This window comes from Protofrankia sp. CiT1 (genome assembly GCF_917627335.1).
Classification (GTDB): Bacteria; Actinomycetota; Actinomycetes; order Frankiales; family Frankiaceae; genus Protofrankia.
Window position 1 is genome coordinate 1726 of the sequence record NZ_CAKJTP010000044.1, and the last position, 3266, is coordinate 4991.

A 3266-nucleotide genomic window follows, 5' to 3' on the forward strand; every position below is an offset into this window, starting at 1 on the left:
GCGTGCTGCGCAAGGCGGAGAAGTGGAGTCACCCTGGTGCTGGGTGGCGACCGACGAGCCGGGGTACCCGTGCATCGCGCAGCGATGGACGGGGAGCGATGCGGCCAGGTGCCGCCTGGGCGTGGCGAGCCGGACAGCTGGCTTCCGAAACACGCCCTAGTAGTCTCCATGAACAGGCTCTTACCGGAGCCGGTCGAACCCGCCGGCACCCGGACTGGCCAGCCCAGCCAAGGACGGCACGAGCGCGCATGCTTTCGCGGCATCAGCGGCCCCGAGGGAACAAGGAGACCGGCAGGTGGTGACGTCCAAGACACGTCGGCGGCGCGAAATTGCCGCCGCGAGGATCGCCCGCCAGGCGGAACGCCGCGCGGCGGCGCGGCGTCAGCGCCGGCGGTTAATCGCAATCATCGCCGCGAGCGTCGCGGTCGTGCTCGTCTGCTCCCTCGCGGGGGTCCTCCTGCTCACCGGCAACGATGACAAGACCACCGTCGCGGCCTCCCCATCGGCGGCTCCGTCAGCCTCAGCCGCCGGGTCGCCATCCGCCGGGGCCTCCGCCGCGCCCGTGTCGACGAAGGTCGGCCCCTGCACCTACACCGCGAACGGCCAGGACCCGTCACGGCCGGTGAGTCTGCCGGCCGCGGCCGGCAGCGTCGACCAGTCCCCGGCCACGATGGTCATCGCCACGAGCAAGGGGACCATCAAGGCAGCGCTGAACGCGGCGAAGGCCCCCTGCACCGTTCACGCCCTGCTCACCATGGCCAACGCCAAGTACTTCGACGGCACCCCCTGCCATCGTGAAACCGCCACGAACATCTTCGTCCTGCAATGCGGTGACCCGACCGGCACAGGTCAGGGCGGACCGGGCTTCGCCTACGCCAACGAGAACACCGACGGTGCCGCGTACACTCGCGGCGTCATCGCGATGGCGAACGCCGGTGCCGACACCAACGGCAGTCAGTTCTTCCTCATTTACAAGAACCCGAACGACGCCGGTGTGCAAGCGTTGGGAAACAAATACACGATAGTCGGCAAGATCACTGAAGGCCTTGATGTCCTGGACGCCCTCACCTCGCCCGGTGTCGAGGGCGGGGGCGGTGACGGCACCCCGGTCAGCAAGGCCCAGATCACCTCCATGAGCATCGCCCAAAGCCCATGACCCGCCGCCGCGGCGCCCCGCGTTATCGAGCCGCACCCGACAACCTTGTTCGTCAACGGCATCAGCCGGGCCGCGGCGTCCTGGCGCCGCCCCGGGCACTGACAGCGGCCCGGCCGAAGACCTGACCTGACCTGCCTGCTTCCCGCGCTGGATGCGAAACGGCCAGCCCTGCGTCCAGCGCGCGGTGCGGCCAGGCCGGATGACGCGAGGCGCTATGTCTCCCAGCGGCGGATGGTGTCGATGCGCGCCCGCAGCTGGGCGGCGGTGGCCTGGCCGGTTGCCGGGCCGCCACAGGTACGCCTCAGCTCACCGTGAATCATCCCATGCGCGCGCCCGGTGCGGTGGTGGTGGGCGGCGACAAGCCTGTTCAGCTCCCGGCGCAGCTCGATGAGCACCTCGTAGGTGGGCCGGTCGGCCGCCGCGGCGGCGTCAGGGCTCGGGTCCGGCCGGGCGGCCGGCGAACCAGCCTGGCCGGGGACAGCCGGCATGCCCTGTCCGGGCTGGTTCGCCGGCCCGGCGCCCGGCCCGGCGCGCTCCTGCTTGCGCCGGGCGGCCAGCTGGGCCGCCTCCCGCTGCTTGAGCAGGACCGCGACCTGATCCGGTTCCAGCAGCCCGGGAAGTCCCAGGAAGTCCTCTTCCTCGGCGGAACCAGCCGCGGCCTGGGTGCCGAACTCACCACCGTCGAAGATCACCCGGTCGAGGTGTGCTGAGGAACCGAGCGCGGTGAACGACCGGTCCGTCAGGTCGGGGACGTCACGGCGCCGGTTGGCCTCGCGGAGCGCCTCGTCGTCGAACGTGTCCGGTTCGCGCAAGGGCTTGTCAAGGGCGTGGTCGCGCTGGACCTCCATCTCGCCAGCCAGCGCGAGCAGGGCGGGAACGCTCGGCAGGAAGATCGAAGCCGTCTCGGGCCGGCCACGGCCCCGCACGAAGCGCCCGACCGCCTGCGCGAAGAACAACGGTGTGGCAACGGAGGTGGCATAGACCCCGACAGCCAGGCGCGGCACGTCCACGCCCTCGCTGACCATCCGGACCGCAACCATCCAACGGTCCCGCGAGGCGCGGAAGGCCTCGATCTTCGAGCTGGCCGCTGGATCGTCGGAGAGCACGACAACCGGCTCGGTTCCGGTGACGCGGCGCAGGATGGTGGCGTACGCACGGGCGTTCGCATGATCGGTGGCGATCACCAGGCCGCCCGCGTCCGCCATGCCGCCGCCGCGCACCTGCGCCAGGCGGGTGTCCGCGGCGGCCAGGACCGCGGGGATCCAGTCACCACGTGGGTCCAGCGCCGTGCGCCATGCCGCGGCGGTCTGCTCATTGTTCAGCGGCTCGCCGAGGCGGGCCGAAAGCTCATGCCCCGCGCTGGTCCGCCAGGACATCTCCCCCGAGTAGGCCAGGAAGAGCACCGGACGCACGACAGCGTCGCGCAGCGCGTCAGCATAACCGTAGGAGGAGTCCGCGATGCTGCGGAGCACGCCATCTGGGCCAGGGACATACGTCACGAACGGGATGGGATTGACGTCCGATCGAAACGGCGTCCCGGTGAGTGCCAGCCGCCTGACCGCGGGCGTGAATGCCTCACGCGCCGCATCCCCCCAGGACAGGGCGTCACCAGCATGGTGGATCTCATCGAGGATCACCAACGTGCGGCGCCGCTCGCAGCGCAGCCGGTGCAGTGCGGGATGCGCCGCCACCTGCGCGTAGGTCAGCACCACACCGGTGTAGTCCGACGAGGTTACGCCGGCGGTGTTGCGGAACGCCGGGTCGAGGGCGATACCCATCGCCGCGGCGGCCTGCGCCCACTGCCGCTTCAGGTGCTCGGTCGGAGCCACCACGGTGATCGCGCGTACCACACCGTCGCGCAGGAGATCGGCGGCGACTCGCAGGGCAAACGTCGTCTTGCCGGCACCCGGCGTCGCGACAGCCAGAAAGTCGCGGGCGCCGGCACTCGTCCGGGCCTGGTAGGCCGCGAGAGCGGCCCGCTGCCATGCCCGCAGCGGATGGCCCCCAGATGATGATGCTGCCGGCACGGTGTTGGGCTGGGGACCGGCACTCACAGAGGAAGACTCTACGGCGTGGTGTTCGGGGGCTGCCTACGGCCGGGCCAGACCCC

The 3266-nt window shown here is 70.9% G+C and carries 2 protein-coding genes; one reads left to right on the plus strand and one right to left on the minus strand.

Annotation, left to right across the window (positions count from 1 at the left end):
• The first annotated feature begins 298 nt into the window (after positions 1 to 298).
• A complete protein-coding gene (locus MJ785_RS09835; RefSeq protein WP_370651774.1) occupies positions 299 to 1156 on the plus strand; it encodes a peptidylprolyl isomerase in 858 nt (285 codons plus the stop codon).
• Between the two features lie 212 nt (positions 1157 to 1368).
• On the opposite strand, the gene MJ785_RS09840 is transcribed toward MJ785_RS09835, so the two are convergent.
• A complete protein-coding gene (locus MJ785_RS09840) occupies positions 1369 to 3210 on the minus strand; it encodes a DEAD/DEAH box helicase (RefSeq protein ID WP_239313446.1) in 1842 nt (613 codons plus the stop codon).
• Positions 3211 to 3266: the final 56 nt, after the last annotated feature.